Annotated in this window: 18 protein-coding genes and 1 riboswitch; of the genes, 4 read left to right on the top strand and 14 right to left on the bottom strand. The window is 41.6% G+C overall.

The annotated features are described in order from the left end of the window. Positions 1-51: 51 nt before the first annotated feature. The 3 genes from CHF41_RS02845 to gap form a co-directional block, all read right to left on the bottom strand. Complete coding sequence (locus CHF41_RS02845) at positions 52-567, bottom strand: FUSC family protein (RefSeq protein WP_119875896.1); 516 nt, start codon at positions 565-567, stop codon at positions 52-54. 340 nt (positions 568-907) lie between these two features. Further along, a complete protein-coding gene (locus CHF41_RS02840; RefSeq protein ID WP_119875895.1) occupies positions 908-2107 on the bottom strand; it encodes a phosphoglycerate kinase in 1200 nt (399 codons plus the stop codon). A 146-nt stretch (positions 2108-2253) separates the two neighbouring features. Continuing rightward, a complete protein-coding gene (gene gap, locus CHF41_RS02835) occupies positions 2254-3264 on the bottom strand; it encodes a type I glyceraldehyde-3-phosphate dehydrogenase (RefSeq protein WP_075105329.1) in 1011 nt (336 codons plus the stop codon). Between the two features lie 277 nt (positions 3265-3541). Here gap and CHF41_RS02830 point away from each other — a divergent pair, with 277 nt between their 5' ends. Both CHF41_RS02830 and CHF41_RS02825 read left to right on the top strand, forming a co-directional pair. Continuing rightward, a complete protein-coding gene (locus CHF41_RS02830; protein WP_119875894.1) occupies positions 3542-4771 on the top strand; it encodes an NAD/NADP octopine/nopaline dehydrogenase family protein in 1230 nt (409 codons plus the stop codon). Position 4772: 1 nt separating this feature from the next. Continuing rightward, on the top strand, positions 4773-5540 hold the full coding sequence (locus CHF41_RS02825; protein ID WP_119877121.1) for an aspartate/glutamate racemase family protein: 768 nt from the start codon (positions 4773-4775) through the stop codon (positions 5538-5540). A 1124-nt stretch (positions 5541-6664) separates the two neighbouring features. Here CHF41_RS02825 and fusA read toward each other — a convergent pair. The 3 genes from fusA to rpsL form a co-directional block, all read right to left on the bottom strand. Beyond that, entirely contained in the window at positions 6665-8746 is a 2082-nt protein-coding gene (gene fusA / locus CHF41_RS02820) for an elongation factor G (protein WP_119875893.1), read from the bottom strand. 453 nt (positions 8747-9199) lie between these two features. Next, positions 9200-9670 carry a 30S ribosomal protein S7 gene (gene rpsG / locus CHF41_RS02815; RefSeq protein WP_067087676.1) on the bottom strand — a complete coding sequence of 157 codons (471 nt, stop codon included), beginning with the start codon at positions 9668-9670 and terminating at the stop codon, positions 9200-9202. Positions 9671-9688: 18 nt separating this feature from the next. Beyond that, positions 9689-10102 carry a 30S ribosomal protein S12 gene (rpsL, locus tag CHF41_RS02810; RefSeq protein WP_018379166.1) on the bottom strand — a complete coding sequence of 138 codons (414 nt, stop codon included), beginning with the start codon at positions 10100-10102 and terminating at the stop codon, positions 9689-9691. Between the two features lie 288 nt (positions 10103-10390). Here rpsL and CHF41_RS02800 point away from each other — a divergent pair, with 288 nt between their 5' ends. After that, positions 10391-11356 (top strand): DDE-type integrase/transposase/recombinase, encoded by a 966-nt coding sequence (locus CHF41_RS02800; RefSeq protein WP_119875892.1) that lies wholly within the window; start codon positions 10391-10393, stop codon positions 11354-11356. Between the two features lie 419 nt (positions 11357-11775). Here CHF41_RS02800 and groL read toward each other — a convergent pair whose 3' ends face one another. The 6 genes from groL to CHF41_RS02770 form a co-directional block, all read right to left on the bottom strand. Then, entirely contained in the window at positions 11776-13398 is a 1623-nt protein-coding gene (groL, locus tag CHF41_RS02795; RefSeq protein ID WP_119875891.1) for a chaperonin GroEL, read from the bottom strand. Positions 13399-13415: 17 nt separating this feature from the next. Then, complete coding sequence (groES, locus tag CHF41_RS02790) at positions 13416-13700, bottom strand: co-chaperone GroES (protein WP_119875890.1); 285 nt, start codon at positions 13698-13700, stop codon at positions 13416-13418. 175 nt (positions 13701-13875) lie between these two features. Continuing rightward, positions 13876-14274, bottom strand: coding sequence for a single-stranded DNA-binding protein (locus tag CHF41_RS02785; protein ID WP_119875889.1), 399 nt, complete (start codon positions 14272-14274; stop codon positions 13876-13878). A 70-nt stretch (positions 14275-14344) separates the two neighbouring features. Further along, positions 14345-14974 (bottom strand): YtpR family tRNA-binding protein, encoded by a 630-nt coding sequence (gene ytpR, locus CHF41_RS02780; RefSeq protein WP_119875888.1) that lies wholly within the window; start codon positions 14972-14974, stop codon positions 14345-14347. 3 nt (positions 14975-14977) lie between these two features. Next, positions 14978-15298 carry a thioredoxin family protein gene (locus CHF41_RS02775; RefSeq protein WP_119875887.1) on the bottom strand — a complete coding sequence of 107 codons (321 nt, stop codon included), beginning with the start codon at positions 15296-15298 and terminating at the stop codon, positions 14978-14980. Continuing rightward, positions 15295-15579, bottom strand: a complete 285-nt coding sequence (locus CHF41_RS02770; protein WP_119877120.1) for a DUF4651 domain-containing protein — start codon at positions 15577-15579, stop codon at positions 15295-15297. The genes CHF41_RS02775 and CHF41_RS02770 overlap by 4 nt, the downstream gene beginning before the upstream one ends. 52 nt (positions 15580-15631) lie before the next feature. Here CHF41_RS02770 and pepA point away from each other — a divergent pair, with 52 nt between their 5' ends. Next, the gene (pepA, locus tag CHF41_RS02765; protein ID WP_119875886.1) at positions 15632-16705 is read left to right on the top strand and encodes a glutamyl aminopeptidase; all 1074 of its coding nucleotides are present in this window, start codon (positions 15632-15634) and stop codon (positions 16703-16705) included. 53 nt (positions 16706-16758) lie between these two features. On the opposite strand, the gene CHF41_RS02760 is transcribed toward pepA, so the two are convergent. Together CHF41_RS02760 and CHF41_RS02755 are read right to left on the bottom strand one after the other, a co-directional pair. After that, on the bottom strand, positions 16759-17322 hold the full coding sequence (locus CHF41_RS02760) for a folate family ECF transporter S component (protein WP_119875885.1): 564 nt from the start codon (positions 17320-17322) through the stop codon (positions 16759-16761). Between the two features lie 38 nt (positions 17323-17360). Beyond that, positions 17361-17450, bottom strand: a riboswitch (THF riboswitch). Between the two features lie 311 nt (positions 17451-17761). Next, positions 17762-18952 carry an acetate kinase gene (locus tag CHF41_RS02755; protein WP_119875884.1) on the bottom strand — a complete coding sequence of 397 codons (1191 nt, stop codon included), beginning with the start codon at positions 18950-18952 and terminating at the stop codon, positions 17762-17764. Positions 18953-18983: the final 31 nt, after the last annotated feature.

The following is an 18983-nucleotide window of genomic DNA, read 5'->3' as shown; positions in this document are numbered from 1 at the left end:
TATAGGAGAAATTTACTCATTCGTCAATATTTTATGTAAGTTTTTCTGACATCATTCGTTTTGTAACCGTTTTTTTATTTTATCAATGTCCGAATTTACCAAAATTGCCACAAATACTCCGACAAAGGTTTCAAACACACGGATAAAAACATACTGAATCGCATTTCCAGACGGAATAGACAGGGTAATAATCAATAGAGCTGCCACCCCACCGATAATCCCCGGCTTATTATTCATGGCCACATTGGTCATAATCGTTAACATGACACAAATCGGAACCACCATTAGCGTGACTAAGAAATGCTCGCGAAACCATTGATTTAAAATGAAAAAGATTAGCGCATAGAGACCACCGATGGAGTTCCCAAGAATCCGCGAAGCACCAAAATGCACACTCTTATCAAAATCCTCACGCAGACTGAAAACAGCTGTCAGTGCTGCAATCTGCGCACCCTGACGACTAAAAAAGCCAAAGAGTAAAATCACAAAAAAAACCGCTACTCCTGACTTCAAAGTCCGCATGCCCAACTTAAACTGCTTGGGATTAAATCGATATTTTTTAAACATACAAGCCTACTTCCTCTCATCAACGACAAATCTATTCCTTATTATTATACCATTAAATTACCAAGCTGATGATGTTAAAGGGAGAGCTACTGCCATTCGCACTCATTATCTAAAGCTACCGCCCATTACAAAACCCGACAAAACATAGGAAAAGACGCCTTCGATGCGCCTTTTTTCTAATCTTCATTATTTTAGATGAATTATTTTCTGCCGATGCAGCCAACCCTGACAATACTTTATACCTTGCTAGATTCTCTCGTTCGCTAAGCTTCTCAAAAACTCTAGAAGGCTAGAAAAGGTGCCCATCGACACCTTTTCTAGCCTTCAAATCATGAGAAGATTATTTTTCTGTCAATGCTGCCAATCCTGGTAATACTTTACCTTCTAACAACTCCATTGATGCTCCACCACCTGTAGAAATCCATGAGAATTTATCTGCACGGCCAAGGTTGATGGCTGCTGCTGCTGAGTCACCACCACCGATGATTGATTTCACTTCTGGTTGTTTGACAATCGCATCCATCACACCGATTGTTCCAGCTTGGAAGTCAGGATTTTCAAAGACACCCATAGGTCCGTTCCAAACAACTGTTTTCGCACCTGTAAGAGCTTCGTCAAATTTAGCAATTGATTTTGGACCGATGTCAAGACCAAGGAAGCCTTCAGAAACTGCTTCAGCATCTGTATCACGGACTTCTGTGTAGTCAGCAAAAGCATTTGCTTCTTTAGAGTCAACTGGCAAGATTAATTTCCCATTTGCTTTTTCAAGAAGAGCTTTCGCTACGTCGAGCTTATCTTCTTCTACAAGTGAGTTTCCGATTTCAATACCTTGTGCTTTGTAGAATGTGTAGGTCATACCTCCACCGATAAGGACTTTATCTGCTTTTTCAAGAAGGTTTTCGATTACACCAATCTTATCAGAAACTTTTGAACCACCAAGAATCGCAACAAATGGACGAACTGGGTTTTCAACCGCTTCTTGGATATAAGCAATTTCATTTTCAAGAAGGAAACCAGCAACTGCTTTTTCAACATTTGCTGAGATACCTACGTTTGAAGCGTGCGCACGGTGAGCTGTACCAAATGCGTCATTGACAAAAATGCCATCTCCAAGAGAAGCCCAATATTGACCAAGTTCTGCATCATTTTTAGACTCTTTCTTGCCGTCCACATCTTCAAAACGAGTGTTTTCAACCAAAAGAACTTGTCCATCTTCAAGAGCGTTGATTGCTGCTTCAAGTTCTGCACCACGAGTTGCTCCCGGAATGAAGACCACATCTTGACCCAATTTTTCTGCCAAGTTAGCAGCAACTGGCGCAAGAGATTTTCCTTCTTTATCCGCTTCTTCTTTCACACGACCAAGGTGAGAGAAGAGCACTGCACGACCACCTTGCTCAAGAATGTACTTGATTGTTGGAAGCGCCGCTGAAATGCGGTTATCATTTGTAATCACGCCATCTTTCAAAGGCACATTAAAGTCAACACGAACAAGGACTTTCTTGCCTTTCAAGTCAACGTCTTTTACAGTAAGTTTTGCCATTTTACAAAAACTCCTATTCTTTATTTTATACCCTCTCATTATACCATATTTTGGAAATTATGGGAAAGATTTCACAAAAATTCTCACCGAAGACAGACAATTCACCAACAAAAAAGCAAGGTCAAACGACCTCGCCTTTCAGCTTATTATTTTGCGATTTTTGCAAAGTATTCAAGAGTACGAACAAGTTGTGAAGTGTAAGACATTTCGTTATCATACCAAGAAACAACTTTCACCAATTGCTTGCCGTCAACATCAAGAACTTTAGTTTGAGTTGCGTCGAACAATGAACCAAATGAGATACCTACGATATCTGAAGAAACGATTGCATCTTCAGTGTAACCGTAAGACTCGTTTGAAGCAGCTTTCATTGCAGCATTTACTTCGTCAGCTGTAACGTTCTTATCAAGAACCGCTACCAATTCAGTAACTGATCCAGTTGGAACAGGAACACGTTGTGCAGCTCCATCCAATTTACCGTTCAATTCTGGAATTACAAGACCAATTGCTTTAGCAGCACCAGTTGAGTTAGGAACGATGTTTGCTGCAGCAGCACGAGCACGACGAAGGTCACCACCACGGTGTGGTCCGTCAAGAACCATTTGGTCACCAGTGTAACCGTGGATTGTAGTCATCAAACCTTCAACGATACCGAAGTTGTCATGAAGCGCTTTTGCCATTGGAGCCAAGCAGTTTGTAGTACATGAAGCACCTGAGATAACTGTTTCAGTTCCATCAAGAATGTCGTGGTTAGTGTTGAAAACGATTGTTTTAACATCATTTCCACCAGGTGCAGTGATTACAACTTTTTTAGCACCGTTTGCGTGGATGTGTTGTTCAGCTTTTTCTTTAGAAGTGAAGAATCCTGTAGCTTCAAGAACGATTTCTACACCGTCAGCAGCCCAGTCAATGTTGCCTGGTTCGCGTTCTGCAGAAACTTTAACGAATTTACCGTTAACTTCGAATCCACCATCTTTTACTTCAACAGTACCGTCGAAACGACCTTGAGTTGTGTCGTATTTCAACAAGTGTGCAAGCATTGCTGGATCTGTAAGGTCATTGATGCGAGTTACTTCAACACCTTCTACATTTTGGATGCGACGGAATGCAAGACGTCCGATACGTCCAAAACCGTTAATACCAACTTTAACTACCATGAATGATTTCCTCCTTATGAAAATCGAGTTCTTTTATTTTAAAAGGCAAGCCTTTTAATCCTTATGTGAAAATTTTAACTTGCAAATATCCAAGCTATCTTTCAACATTACTATTATATAATGAACTTGATAAAATTGCAAATGATTTTCTTTTTTCAGAAAGAAATTTTAACAAGCCTTGATAGTTATTTCCTATGACCTTGATAAAAAAATACAAACTACTCCATTTTAAAATTATGATAAAATAAAGGAAAACATATCTTATAAGGAGACAAATATGGATATTCAAGAATTGAAAAACCACCCCATTGCAGTATTAGGAGCCGGAGCAGTCGGAAAAGCCGTTGCAGCGGATTCTGTTCTCGCAGGCAATACCGTTCACCTTTATGAATTACCAGAATTTGCCCCAATCACTCTCAAAGATGTTGAAAAAACAGGAGTTACGATTGCTCAAACAGGACAAAATAACCTTTTTGCTTTTGAACGAAGCGGAAAAGCTCATTTCGACCTCGTAACAACAGATATTGCTGAGGCAGTAAGAGGAACTCGCCTTGTCCTCGTAACCGTTCCATCTGTCGCTCACGATACTTTTTTTGAAAAATTAGTTCCTGTTCTGGAAGATGGTATGATTGTCCACATCATACCTGACAACTTTGGCAGTCTCAAATTGCGGAAAAAAATGCGCGAGTTAAACTGCCAAAAAGACATCATTGTCGGTGGCTGGTCTAGTGCCCCATACGGCTCTCGTATCATTAAAGAGGGCGGCGTTTTGACACCAAAAATTGAACTAAAATACCGAGCAATTACCCTGCGTGGGGCTAGCCTTCCAAGTACTGACCAAGACACTTTTTTGGAGAGTTCTAAAGCTATTGGCAGCTTCGATGCTATCACTAATGGCCAAGGAGCAACTGGTGGGAAAACGGTTCTTGACATCGGTTTTAGCAATGTCAACCCTGTCCTCCATGTACCAGGAACAATCTTAGGTGCCAGCGTAATGGAAAACTGGGGACGAATCTTTGGAGGCAATGATAAATATTCTTATTCTATCTACTCTCATGCTTATAGTGAATCTGTCGCCGAGGTCCAATACGCATTTTATCTGGAACAAGTTACATTAGCCGAGAAAATCGGTGTGGACTTGCAACGCTATCCTAAGAAAAACTTTTTATCACGTACCAGTATCTTAGGCCCTGAGTATATGGGGGATGACTGCATTGTTCCATTTGAAGAGCAATTTCCTATGGCTTATGGTACGGGGCCATTTAGCATCCACGACCGTTACATCACAGAAGATATTCCTGTTGGCTGCCATCTCTATCATGAATTAGGGAAAAAATATGGTGTTGCAACTCCGGTTATCGACAGTATGATTACTCTTGGTTCTGTGATGACAGGACAAGATTTCTACGATACAGGACTAACCCTGAATGACCTTGATTTGGCACATCTTTCTTCTGAAGAGATACTAGACTATCTTGAAAATGGGAACTTTAGAAAGGCTAACTAAAATGAGCCAACACCACTATACATATCTAGATAATCCACAAAAAATAGAGCGAACCCATCACGTTATACCGACACCTGTTGCAGGAATCGCTCTTGGTATCATTGCCATTGATTTCGACTATGTCAAAATGCCTGGTAATGTCGTCAACGCAACAACCTTTAACTTTCCAGTTCTATACGAAGTTATCGATATTGAAATTGAGGACCTTTTCCAAGGAAAAGCTGAAATTTTACCAGTGATTATTGAAGCTGCCCAACGATTAGAGAAGAAAGGCGTTCGAGCCATCATCGGTGCTTGCGGTTATTTCAATCATTTCCAAGAAGAAATTAAACATGCCGTATCCATTCCAGTCTATCTTTCTAGCGTCCTCCAAATTCCTCTTATTAAGATGGGATTAAAAGCTGATCAAAAAATTGCCGTTTTGGTAGCTGATGGCGAAGGAGCTAATCGTGACTTTTTCCAAAAAGCCAACACTACTATTGATGACTGTATTGTAAAAGAAATCGGTAGTTTAGAAAGTTTTGCCCCTATTCGCTGGAACAAGACACATCTGGAACACGAAAAATTAGGAAACGACTTGGCTGATATAGTTGAAAAACTACTGGAAAAACATCCTGAAATCGGAGCTATTCTACTCGAATGTAGCGATCTTCCTCCATACGCTGCAAAAATCCAATCCCGTGTCGGACTTCCTGTTTTTGACTTTATTACGCTTATTAACTGGCTTCATCAAAGTCTAGTACAGCGCCCCTACTACGGCTATTTATAATGAACAATCGTCAGCCCTCTTGGTTGACGATTTTTTACACCTAAAACTCTTTATAAACACACAATCTACGAATAGAAGTTTTCTTATTAGTCAACAGATTAGCTGCTTATTTCCCCATTTGCCTCTGCAAGAAACGCCTCTTCCTAGCTTTGAACAGTAAAACGATCTGGGTTCTAGCTTGCCTCCTAGAATTCAAGAGAGATAAAAAGGGAAGACAAATTTCGTCTTCTCTTGTACTTATACTCTATTACCATCACCATTCGCATTTTTCGATACTTTATTAGATAGTGCTTAACGCAAGCAACCTTCCTTCGGAGTTCCATTGTTAAATGTTGAGTCTCGGGTCTCAAAATTTCCGTTATTTGAGGCTGAGACAAAAGTGGTCAGCCTTGCTACTTTTATAGCTTTAATAGTTTGACGCAGGAATTGTCTGGTTTGTAAAATGTTGATAAATCAGCGTTCTATTAGAAGAGGCTAGCGAACATTTCTTCGCTAGCCTTATTTCTAACCTTGCACAATTCCCAATTGCAAGGGGCTAGCTGCGCTCGTTCTATTTCCAACCTTCCACAATTCTCAATTGTGGAAGCTAGTCAACTTGCGAGGTGGGAGTAAAATAATCCAGTGGATTATTTTAGCCCGAGCTTAGAAATTCGAAAGCGAGGATAATCCAGTGGATTATTTTAGCCCGAGCTTAGAAATTCGAAAGCGAGGATAAATCCAGTGGATTATTTTAGCCCGAGCCTAGAAATTCGAAAGCGAGGATAATCCAGTGGATTATATTCGCCTGAACCTAGAAAGAACGGAGTGAGGTTAATCGATTTCCACGAAATCACGATTGAGTCCCACTCCTATAATACCGCTACTGCAAAAGCATCCTATGTTTAAACACATTCGGCTTACTGTATTTTTAACCCGACCCAGTCACTATCTTAACCTTGTCAATGTAATCACTTTATATGTTTTTAGGTTATCAATGGTGGATAAGTTGGTTATTTTTGAATTTCAATGAGTATTAGGCTATCAGTCACCCACTACAGTTGACGGCGTGCCCTTTTTCCATAAACTCGCTTTCTATTACAAAACAAGGATAGGCGGGAAAATCCCTCCTATCCTTTACATTTTAATTAAGCGTTACCGCCGTTTTTCTTGATGATTTCGTCTTGTACTGACTTAGGTACATCTTCGTAGTGGTCAAATACCATCATGAAAGTACCGCGTCCTTGTGTTGCTGAACGAAGAACAGTTGCATAACCGAACATTTCAGCAAGTGGCACGTAAGCACGAACGATTTGTGTGTTACCACGAGCTTCCATACCGTCTACACGTCCACGACGAGCTGTTACGTGTCCCATAACGTCACCAAGGTTGTCTTCTGGTGCAGTAATCGTTACAAGCATCATTGGCTCAAGGATAACTGGTTGTGCAGATTTTGCTGCTTCTTTAAGGGCAAGAGAGGCCGCAACTTTAAAGGCAGTTTCAGATGAGTCGACATCGTGGTATGAACCGTCGTAAAGTTTTGCTTTTACGTCAACGATTGGGTATCCAGCAAGAACACCATTTGCCATAGACTCAACCAAACCTTTTTCAACCGCTGGGATAAATTCACGTGGAACCACACCACCGACGATTGCATTTTCAAACTCGAATCCTTTTCCTTCTTCGTTTGGAGTAAATTCAATCCATACATCACCGAACTGACCTTTACCACCTGATTGACGTTTGAAGAATCCACGAGCTTGTGTTGAAGCACGGAATGTTTCACGGTAAGATACTTGAGGAGCACCTACGTTTGCTTCAACTTTGAACTCACGACGCATACGGTCAACAAGGACATCCAAGTGAAGCTCGCCCATACCAGAGATGACTGTTTCACCAGTTTCAACGTTTGTTTCAACACGGAATGTCGGATCTTCTTCAGCCAATTTAGAAAGGGCAATACCCATCTTGTCTTGGTCTGCCTTAGATTTTGGCTCAACCATCAATTGGATAACTGGTTCTGGAACGTTGATTGATTCAAGGATAACTTTTGCTTTTTCGTCTGTCAATGAATCACCAGTTGTTGTATCTTTCAAACCAACGGCAGCAGCAATATCACCTGAGTAAACAGTTTCAATTTCTTGACGGCTGTTTGCGTGCATTTGAAGGATACGTCCGATACGCTCACGTTTGCCTTTAGAAGTATTCATAACATATGAACCTGAGTTAAGAACACCTGAGTACACACGGAAGAATGTCAAACGACCTACGAATGGGTCAGTCATGATCTTGAAGGCAAGGGCTGCAAACGGCTCTTCATCTGAAGCTGGACGCTCTTCTTCAGCATCTGTATCTGGGTTGATACCTTTGATTGCTGGAATATCAACTGGACTTGGAAGATAGTCGATAACCGCATCAAGCATCAATTGAACACCTTTGTTTTTGAAGGCAGAACCACACAATACTGGGAAGAATTCAACGTTGATGGTTGCTTTACGGATTGCTGCTTTCAATTCTTCATTTGTGATTTCTTCACCCTCAAGGTATTTCATCATCAAATCTTCATCTGTTTCAGCAACTGCTTCTACCAATTTTTCACGGTATTCTTGAGCTTGGTCAAGGTATTCAGCTGGAATATCTTCTTCAAGAATGTCTGTACCAAGGTCATTTGTGTAGATTTCAGCTTTCATCTTAATCAAGTCGATGATACCACGGAAATCATCTTCTGCACCGATTGGCAATTGAATTGGGTGAGCATTTGCTTGCAAGCGCTCATGAAGTGTGCTTACTGAGTAAAGGAAGTCTGCACCGATTTTATCCATTTTGTTAGCAAATACGATACGAGGAACTCCGTACTCAGTTGCTTGGCGCCAAACTGTTTCAGTTTGCGGCTCAACTCCTGATTGTGAGTCAAGAACGGTTACCGCACCATCCAATACACGAAGAGAGCGTTGTACTTCGATAGTGAAGTCCACGTGTCCTGGTGTGTCGATGATATTTACGCGGTGGTTGTTCCATTGTGCAGTTGTCGCAGCAGATGTGATGGTGATACCACGTTCTTGCTCTTGCTCCATCCAGTCCATTTGAGAAGCACCTTCGTGTGTTTCACCGATTTTGTGAATTTTACCAGTGTAGTAAAGAATACGCTCAGTTGTTGTTGTTTTACCGGCATCGACGTGGGCCATGATACCAATATTACGAGTTTTTTCTAATGAAAATTCGCGTGCCATTATGTTCTCCTATTTTAGTTAAATTTAGTTACATCTTATTATAGCATATTTTAGAAAAGAACGGATAGGCAGGACCTACCCGTTCTCAAATGCTTTTTTTGTAAAGTGGTAAAAAGATACTACCGAGCAATTTTGCTAATTGAGTTTGGACGAAAAGTCCTCACATTTTAATTGAATTGAACTCAGGCTACAAATGTCTGCCTAAGAGAGACGCAACTGTTTTAGCTTTAGCTAATTACAGATGTGGCTCCCTTTAGGGATAAAACTTCCTAGAAGCTGAAGCTTCGTTGTCAGTTCTCCTATTTTGTCCTTGCTCTCTACGTCTCTGTATCTTAATGTAATTGAGTTCGGACTAAAAGTTTTGGAAAAAAGACAAATCTTCTTGAACGCTCAAGCGTTCTGCAAAGATTTTCTATTTTTCCTTGAACTTTCTTAACGTCCTCACATCTTAGATTACCAACGGAAGTGTGCAAACGCGCGGTTGGCTTCTGCCATACGGTGTGTATCTTCACGTTTTTTAACAGCTGCACCTGTGTTGTTTGCTGCATCCATAATTTCTTTTGCAAGGCGGTCAACCATTGTGTGCTCACCACGGTTACGTGCAATTGTTACCAACCAACGAAGTCCAAGAGTAGTGCGACGTTCTGGACGAACTTCAACTGGGACTTGGTAGTTAGATCCACCCACACGGCGTGCACGTACTTCAAGTACAGGCATGATGTTTTCCATTGCTGTTTCAAATACTTCAAGTGCATCGTTTCCAGTAGCTTCTTTGATTTGATCAAAGGCTCCGTATACGATAGAAGCCGCTGTACCACGTTTTCCGTCAAGCATAACGCGGTTGATCAAACGTGTTACTAATTTTGAATTGTAAAGCGGATCTGGCAATACTTCGCGCTTAGGCGCTTGGTTTTTACGACTCATTTATCTTTATCCCCTTTCTTACCCTTTTGGACGTTTTGTACCGTATTTAGAACGGCCTTGTTTACGATCAGTTACACCTGCTGTATCAAGCGCACCACGAACGATATGGTAACGTACCCCTGGAAGGTCTTTTACACGTCCACCACGAAGAAGCACCACGCTGTGCTCTTGCAAGTTGTGTCCGATACCTGGGATATAAGCAGTTACTTCGATCAAGTTGCTCAAACGTACACGAGCGAATTTACGAAGGGCTGAGTTAGGTTTTTTAGGTGTCATTGTTCCGACACGAGTCGCAACACCACGTTTTTGTGGTGAAGAAACGTTTGTTTGAACTTTTTTACGGCTGTTGTAACCAACGTTCAAAGCTGGTGATTTAGATTTTTCTACTTTAGACTTACGTGGTTTACGTACCAACTGGTTAATTGTAGGCATCTACATTCTCCTGTATAAATTTTTATTTTTGGTTGATAGAGCACTTGGTGACAGCCCCTATCTGTGTGTACTTTGCAACTATTTGTCAGCACGTCTCTGTACACTTTTGAGAGACCAAAAGTAAAAAGTACCGTCTATCATCATAACATAACCAAGGCCTTGTGTCAACTATATTTGCTGATTATTTTATTGAATGTGTTACCTTACAATAGATGTGAGACCTGAGTACAAAAAAGAAGAAACCTGATATGATAAAAGTAACCACACTTCTCATAAAGGAATCTTCTCATGACTAGTATACCACAAAACCTTCGTTATTTGCCACATACGCTCGACACACGTTACCACGCGGTGAAAACGTATCGTGGTGGGGCTTCTGTCGCCTTCATCTGCAGGCGGTATAAGGTCTCAAAAGCCTCTCTCATGCGCTGGAATAAGCGATTTGACGGAACCAAGGACTCTCTCAAAGATAAGTCCCACAGACCACACAAAACTCACCCCAAAGCTCATACTGAGCAAGAAATCAGGTGGATTAAAAACTGTATCCGCAGAAATCCAAATGCAACCCTCATCGAGATTTTCTACAAGCTAAGAGCCAACAAGGGATACGACAGACACCCTTGCTCTCTCTTTCGGGTCTTGAGAAAAATGGGATTCTTCAAGGCGGTTGAAACCAAGAAAGAGGCCTATGTTCCTAAACCCTATGATACACCCACGAAATTAGGAATCAAGTGGCAAATGGACGTGAAGTACGTCCCTAAGCACTGTTACACTGGCACGATGCCTGAAAAATTTTACCAGTACACTGTCATTGACGAAGCAAGCAGAGAGCGATTTATCTATCCCTTCAAGGAACAGTCCTCTTACTCCACTGTCCAGTTTGTCAAAATGGCCATCAAACACTTTCGCTACAAGCCACAAATTATTCAGACCGACAATGGATTTGAGTTTACTCACTTCAAGGAAACCAAGCAGATTCACCCCTTGGATGTGCTTTGTAAAGAGCTGGGCATAGTGCACAAGCTCATTCGACCGCGAACACCTAGACACAACGGCAAAGTGGAACGCAGCCACAGAAACGATAACAGACGCTTTTACCAACACTTGCGATTCTACTCCTACGATGACCTCATCAGGCAGATGAAACGATACCTCTACACCTCTAACAGACTCCCCATGCAGAGCCTAGGTTGGAAATCCCCTATTGAAACAAGAAAATTTCTCCAAGGAGCTAGCTCCTTGGAGATAGAATAGCATATCATGGTTTCTAAAAATAATAGTTTGGTCTCACATCATTGACAAAGGTACAATTTGCTGATTATTTTATTGAATGACTAGCTTTCTTTGGCGGCAAAATAGGCAGATAACAGAACAACTCCATCTACCTAGTAAACATTATCTTTCATCATTCTATTAGTAACTCCATAGCACGCAAAAAGGGAGTGGGAGAAAAATCGTGATTTCGTAGAAATCGATTTTGTCGCTCTCGCTTTCTCATTTTTAGGCTCAAGTATTAACAGTCCACTGGACTTTTAATACCCCGCAAGGTTGACTAGGTTTGTAGAATGTTGATTTATCAACGTTTTACAAACCAGACAACTACTGCGTCAAACTGCTCACGTTATAAAAGAAACGAGGCCGAACACTTTTGTCTCAGCCTCTTTCATTCTCTCTTACATCATACCACCCATCATGCTTGGGTCCATTGCTGGAGCTGGGGTAGCTGGTTCTGGTTTGTTTGCGACAACGGCTTCTGTGGTTAAAATGAGACTTGCAACGCTAGCAGCATTTTGAAGGGCGGAGCGCGTCACCTTAACAGGGTCGATAATTCCTGCTTCAATCATATTGACCCATTCACCTGTTGCTGCATTGAAACCTATTCCAGCTTCTGAGTTTTTCAAACGGTCAATCACAATAGAGCCTTCAAAGCCTGCGTTAAGAGCAATTTGACGAACCGGCTCTTCCAAAGCACGAAGGACTATGTTGCGTCCCGTTGCTTCATCGCCTTTTGCCTCAATACCTGCAACGGCGTCGATAACATTGACAAAAGCTGTTCCACCGCCTGCTACAATCCCTTCTTCAACAGCGGCACGAGTGGCATTGAGAGCATCTTCGATGCGGAGTTTCATTTCTTTCAACTCTGTTTCTGTCGCTGCTCCGACCTTAATCACTGCGACACCGCCTGACAATTTTGCCAAGCGTTCTTGTAATTTCTCACGGTCAAATTCTGATGTCGTTGTTTCAATTTGCGCTTTAATGACACCGATGCGATGAGCAATCGCTGCTACATCACCGGTACCTTCAACGATAACTGTCGTATCCTTATCAACGCTAACTTTAGACGCTTGACCAAGAGCTTCAATCGTTGCATCTTTCAATTCAAGACCGAGATCATCTGTAATCACCGTACCACCTGTCAAGATTGCGATGTCCTCAAGCATAGCTTTACGGCGGTCACCAAATCCTGGCGCTTTGACAGCGACAACGTTGAACGTTCCACGAATCTTGTTCAAGACGAGGGTAGGAAGCGCTTCTCCATCCACGTCATCTGCGATAATCAAGAGTGGACGACTACTTTGAAGAATACTTTCAAGCAATGGCAAGATTTCTTGAATGTTTGAAATCTTCTTATCGGTAATCAAGATATACGGATTATCAAGCTCTGCTACCATTTTCTCATTGTCTGTCACCATGTACTGAGAAAGGTAGCCACGGTCAAACTGCATCCCTTCTACGACATCAAGTTCAGTCTCCATACCTTTAGACTCTTCGATGGTGATGACCCCGTCTTTGCCGACTTTCTCCATAGCTTCACTGATGTATTCGCCGACTTTAGCGCTACGTGATGATACGGCTGCAACCTGAGCAATTGCTTCTTTGTTAGCGACTGGGACAGAGTTTGCCTTGAGGGCTTCTACTGCCGCTCGGACTGCTGTTTCAATTCCGCGACGGATACCGATTGGGTTTGCTCCTGCAGTTACATTTTTAATCCCTTCACGGACAATGGCTTGGGTCAAAACAGTTGCGGTTGTTGTTCCGTCACCTGCGATGTCATTTGTCTTAGAAGCAACTTCTGACACCAACTTGGCACCCATATTTTCAAAATGGTCTTCTAATTCAATTTCTTTAGCGATCGTCACACCGTCATTGGTAATCAAAGGTGAGCCAAAAGCTTTTTCAAGCACGACATTACGTCCTTTAGGTCCCAAGGTAACCTTTACTGTATCTGCTAAGATGTCTACTCCTCGCACCATGCTGCTACGGGCATCTGATGAAAATTTAATCTCTTTTGACATGTTTATTTCCTCCCTAACTATTCGACGATTGCAAGAATATCTGCTTCACGAATGAGCAATAGTTTCTCGTCGCCATCTTTTACTTCAATACCTGCATGGTTTTCAAGCAGAACTTTATCACCAGCTTTCACGCCAGAAGGCACCAATTCGCCTGTCAATGTGCGGATTCCTTCTCCAACAGCAAGCACCTGCGCTGTTTTAGTTGTTTCATGCGCATGTCCAGCAAGCACAAACCCGCCAACTGTTTGTTCTTCTTGTTCTTCTACTTTCACGACCACTCGGTCACTTAATGGCTTTAGCATATTATACCTCCAAGAATACATTCTGTTTTAGCACTCTACATCTACGAGTGCTAATGCCTGTTTTTATTATATCATTTGGTCAAAAATAATCAAGAGGATTTCCTTACCTTTTCAGAAATCCGACCCGAGACCGATAGGGAAACAAGGAACGGGTATTGTAGAACAATACAACTCTCTAGAACGGTAGTTCTTCTTCATCTTCTAAGACTAAATCAGCTAAGTCTTCTCCTATATTGTTCTCTCGAATAGCACGTTGAGCACGGCTTTCTAGCAATTGAAAGGACTGGCCAAGAACTTCTGTCACGTATTGATTTTGACCATTTTTTTCGTATTTCCGCGTACGCAACTCGCCGTCAATGGAAACCAAGCTTCCTTTTCCTCCATAGGAAGCCAAGGTCTCCGCTAATTTCCCCCAAAAGATAGCTGTGATGAAATCAGCTTCACGATCACCGTTTTCAGTTTTAAATCGCCGATTGACGGCTACCGTGATGCGGGTGACATGTTTGCCACTTGCTGTCTGGTTTACTTCAGGTTTGGTCGTTAAACGCCCGATCATAATGACTTTATTATACATTTTTTATCCTCCTACTTTTCTATTCGAAAAAAATATAAAAAAAGCTGGTCGAACCAACTTTTTTCATTTTTTATGATAGTTGCCAATGTTTTGCAGGAGCAAAAGGTGTTCCAACCACCTCACTTGGATCCAACTCAATAATACCGCGTTTTTGTGGCGCATTCGGCAGTTGCAACTCACGAGGACTGCACATCATGCCAAAACTCTTTTCGCCACGCAATTCACCTGGAAAAATCAAGCTCCCATTTGGCATCATAGCACCTGGCAAGGCAACAATAGTCTTCAAACCAAGAACCGCATTAGGCGCACCTGCAACGATTTGGATGACCTTGTCTTCTGCTACCTTGACTTGACAGATATTCAAGTGATCACTGTCTGGATGAGCCGCTAGCTCGACAATTTCTCCGACCACAAATTTCGGAGCATTATCATTCACCAAACGTTCTGCAAAGCCTTCGTTTTGTAATTCTTGATTGAGAATAGCCACCTCTTCGTCTGTTAAAAAGACTTGGCCACATCCTGCAATATCAATCAAGCTAGACACTTGAAAAATATTCCATGCAACGGTTTCTTGATTGTCTAGCTGAAAGATACGGGCTACATTATCCTTACGGTCAACATCTAGCTTTTTACCCTTGCTATCTGAAACGATTACCATGAGGACATCGCCAACATGTTCCTTATTATATGTAAAAATCATTCTTTACCCTCTCACACTTGCTAAAAAGTCATTGATTTCCTGCTTGGTCTTGCGATCACGATTAACAAAGCGACCGATTTCTTTGCCTTTTTCAAGCACGACTAGACTTGGAATTCCAAATACATTCCACTCCTGAGCCACTTCCAGATACTCATCCCGGTCTACCAAGACAAATTGAAAATCTGGATTATCCGCTTCAATTTCTGGCAAAAATGGCTTGATAAAACGGCAATCTCCGCACCATTCTGCTGAAAAGAAAAAGACTTGTTTTCCATCTTGTTCTGCTAAATTAGCTAATTCTTCAAGATTCTTTGGAATAATCATGCTAACTCCTCCTCGTACCAAATGACACCAGCTTCATTTTCAAACAAGTAGACCCGTTCGTCCTCCATGACAACACCGCCAACGAGACGATCCTTACTTGATTGCATTTCATTGATAAAGACTGTCGCAATCTCTCCGTATTCCGCAAAAAACGCCCGCACTTGCTGAAGGGCCTTGGCTTTTTTCCGCTCCTCATACACTGTCATCGCAAATCGTGCACTAGCTGCGAGGACACCCGCTCCAACTACACCTGCTAGCAAGGCTGCTTTTTTCTTCTTCATACCCAACATTTTACCATAATTCATGTTAAAATAGTAGCTAGGAGGATCAATTATGTCACATTCGAATTTATTTAAAAAAATCAAAGAAGTTACTGAACTACACGGTATTGCAGGCTTCGAACACGATGTCCGCGACCATATTCGCAGTAAAATCACTCCACATGTGGATCGGATTGAAACCGATGGCTTGGGAGGAATTTTTGGTATCAAGGATACTAGCCAAGAAAATGCACCTCGCATCATGGTTGCTTCCCACATGGATGAAGTAGGCTTTATGATTAGCCAAATTAAGGCAGACGGAACTTTTCGAGTAGTAGGAATCGGGGGCTGGAATCCCCTTGTCGTTTCTAGCCAGGCTTTCACGCTCCACTTGCAAGACGGTCGTCAAATCCCTACCATTTCAGGATCTATGCCTCCTCACCTTTCTCGCGGCAGCAATGGTAACGCTGGACTTCCTGCTATCGGTGATGTGATTTTTGATGCTGGATTTGCTTCCAAAGAAGAAGCTGAAGCTTTCGGTGTTCGTCCCGGTGATATCCTCGTTCCGAAAAACGAAACCATCCTGACTGCTAATGGTCACAATGTGATTTCAAAGGCTTGGGACAATCGTTTTGGAGTTCTTATGGTGACTGAATTGCTTGAAAGTCTATCAGGTACACCTCTACCAAATCAATTGATTGCAGGGGCTAACGTCCAAGAAGAAGTCGGGTTGCGCGGTGCGCATGCTTCTACAACCAAGTTCAATCCAGATATTTTCCTTGCAGTGGATTGCTCACCAGCAGGTGATATCTTTGGAGAACAAGGCAATATTGGAGACGGTACGCTCTTACGCTTTTACGATCCAGGCCATATCATGTTGAAAAATATGAAAGATTTCTTGCTGACAACCGCAGAAGAAGCCGGTATCAAATTCCAATACTATTGTGCAAAAGGCGGAACCGATGCAGGGGCTGCTCACATGAAAAATCATGGTATCCCGTCTACTACAATCGGAGTTTGCGCACGTTACATCCATTCACACCAAACACTCTACAATATGGACGATTTCTTACAAGCACAATCCTTCCTACAAGCAATTGTCAAAAAACTCGATCGTTCAACAGTTGAGTTGATTAAGCATTATTAGACCAAGGCATCTGCATATAAAAAGCAACAATGGGATGAATTGTTGCTTTTTTCTTATTTTTTAATCCCCATGAGCTTACGGACCTCTGGGATTCTATGAAGCTGTGGCAAGAGAATCATTGTCACAACCACTCTAAATGGAATTTCTAAAATTTTAAAAATACGCCCTTGGGCAAAGAATTGAACCGAAATAGGGACATGTTGGTAAATCTGGTTGAGAAGCGGGGTCAAAAAGAAGGTCCCAATTCCCATAATCACTGATGTAGCCAATAATACATACAGCCAGTCTTTTTTACTGTGAATATCTAATTTTTTCCCATAGTAAAAATAACCATATAAAAATCCTTGAACTGCCTCTAGCAGAGTAAACCAAATAATAAACGGATATCCGGAGTTTAAAGCCGTTAACACGTCATTCACCACGAACACAATCATCGCAAGCCATGGCCCTGCCAACATTCCGATAAGCGTATTGGCAATAAACGACAGACTAACTTTTAGCATCTGAGGAATAATCCAAAATGAAAAGTAGTGCCCCAAGATATAACGAATAGCGATTAACATCGCTAAGACAACTAATAACTGAACCCCAAGCTTAGGGGATTTCTTTGAAAACATACTATGCTCCTTTTATCAATTGGAGCTGTCGGTTCATCGACAGCGGATGCAATGGTTTACCGCGCTTTCGCTTCGTTGTATGGCAACATCCCATCCATACACACTTAACGCAAACCATCTACTCTGTGCAAATCAACTTTGCTTTTTTATTCTACCATATCTACATGATTTTGACTAGAGCATTTTCAAGTAAATAACTACCATAATTTAGCGGTATAACAGATGGGAGATTCACTACTAATCTCATTGTTAGAAACTTCGGTCTACTATACTAGAAAAACACGATTTTCATGGAGGCAGATTAACTTTTACCTCCATTTAGTTTGTTCAGTTATTAACTTATTACCTAGGATTAACTGGTTGTTTTTAATTGGTAGAGACGATAAGACTTTAAAAATGGACTCCTAATCAACAGGAATCCATTTTCTTATTTATAATCTTATTTTTTCAAACGTTCAACATCACGCGCAATCACAAGTTCTTCGTCAGTTGGAACAACCAAGACTTTCACCTTGGAATTAGAAGTTGAAATATCTCCTTCTGCTCCAAAAACATTCTTTTCAGGATCTAATTCCATGCCAAACCAGGACAAACCTTTCACAACGGCTTCACGAACCGCCACAGAATTCTCACCGATACCTGCAGTGAAAACGAGAGCGTCTGCTCCATTTAGAACCGCAAAGTATTGACCGATAAATTTTTGAAGTCTGTTGATCAACATATCAAAGGCTAATGTACATTTCGCCTCACCTGCTTTACGACCTGCTTCTACCTCACGCATATCGCTTGATACTTCTGCAATACCCAAAATGCCAGATTGCTTGTTCAAAACGTTCACAACATCCGCAGCGTCTTTCAATTCTGCAACATTTTCAATGAGGTATGGAATAATGGCAGGATCGATATCTCCAGAGCGCGTGCCCATCATTGGACCAGCTAATGGAGTGAACCCCATTGACGTATCAACAGATTTTCCACCGTCAACAGCTGTGATTGAAATTCCGTTTCCGATATGGGCAGTAATCAATTTCAGCTCTTCGACTGGTTTATTCAAGATTTTTGCTGCTTCGCGTGAAACATAGTAATGAGATGTTCCGTGTGCTCCGTATTTACGAACTTGGTAATCTTCGTAGTACTTAGTCGCAATTGGGTAACGGTAAGCTACTTCTGGCATTGTTGTATGGAATGCTGTATCAAAAACTGCAACACTTGTAATATCTGGCAAGATGTCCTTAAATGCACGGATACCAGCTGCATTTGCTGGGTTATGAAGCGGTGCTAGAGCTGACAATTCCTCGATTTTCGCAAGGGCTTCATCATCAATTAAGACTGAATCTTTAAAGAATTCACCACCAGCAACTACACGGTGACCAACACCTGTAATTTCTGAAAAGTCGTCGATAATGTGGTGTGCTAACAAATCATCTAATAAGATTTTAACAGCTTGCACATGATCCGCAATATCAAGTGTTTGGCTAGCTGCTTGACCATCAAATTTAACAGTTGAAACAGAGTCTTTAAGACCAATTCGCTCGATTAGACCTTTCGCTAGTACTTTTTCTTCTGGCATTTGGTATAATTGCCATTTCAAACTAGAGCTACCCGCGTTAATCGCAATTGTTTTTGACATAAGATTCCCCTTTTTAAGCGTTTTCCTAACT

Source organism: Streptococcus respiraculi (assembly GCF_003595525.1).
Taxonomy (GTDB): domain Bacteria; phylum Bacillota; class Bacilli; order Lactobacillales; family Streptococcaceae; genus Streptococcus; species Streptococcus respiraculi.
The sequence above is the reverse complement of the archived record's forward strand: the minus strand, read 5'-3'. Positions and strand labels throughout refer to the sequence as shown.